The sequence below is a fragment of the Streptomyces sp. E11-3 genome, assembly GCF_046540415.1.
GTDB lineage: Bacteria > Actinomycetota > Actinomycetes > Streptomycetales > Streptomycetaceae > Streptomyces.
Genome location: NZ_JAZGRL010000218.1, coordinates 1 through 824 on the forward strand (window position 1 = coordinate 1; position 824 = coordinate 824).

At 76.3% G+C, this 824-nt stretch carries 1 protein-coding gene; it reads right to left on the minus strand.

All coding sequences use genetic code 11. The features are described 5' to 3' along the window. On the minus strand, positions 1 to 824 hold an 824-nt coding region (locus U9R90_RS36515), incomplete at both ends, for a hypothetical protein (RefSeq protein ID WP_411061810.1).

Sequence of the window (824 nt, forward strand, 5' to 3'; positions counted from 1 at the left end):
TCCGCCATCCGAACCCCAGCCATCCCCACCACCAGGCTCGTTGTCCTCACGCCCCGAGCCGAGGTTGCTGTACCAGGGGTCGCCCCACACGATCGGCTCAGGCTCGCCCGACGCCCGCGAGGGCCGCGCCCGGAAGCGGTACGCACCCGTGGCATCGCCGAGGCCGAACGCGACCGCGAAGGCGTGCGCCATGACGGCGTCGAGGGGGTCGGGGGTGTCGTGGTGCACGGCCGCCAGGGGCAGCAGCACCGTGCCCGGCTCGGGGCGGGGGCGACGCCCGGGACGGGTGAGCAGCGCGACCCGTCGCCCGTCCCGCAGAAGCCGCGACGCGAGCGCGCTCTCCCGCTGCAACTCCCAGTACCCGTACGGTGTCTGCGCCGCAACGGAACTCCGCGACTTGCGCCACACCTTGGTGAGCGTGAGCGGAACCGGCATCTCGCCGACGGTCAGCTCCAGCCCCCGCGACGGCGACCGGTCATCGGTCCGCAGACCACGCGGCGCCCGGATACGTACGACCGGCGCACCCGGCCCCCACACATCCACCCGCACCAGCCGCCGGTCAACGGCCACCGCGACCGGCCCCGCGGGCCCGGCCGCGACCCGCCGCGCGATCCACAACGGCACCTCTTCGGCCCGCGCCCGCGCCCCAAGCGCCGCGACCGCGTCGGGCCCACCGCACGCCCGGACCGCCAACTCCCCGAGCTCCCGCGCGAACTCGGCGGCCCGCCGCACCTTCACGGGCCTGGTGGTGCCCGTGACCCGCGTGACCGGCACCACCCCCGGCCCGTCCGCCAACTCCCCCAACGCCCGCTCGGCTCCCCCAC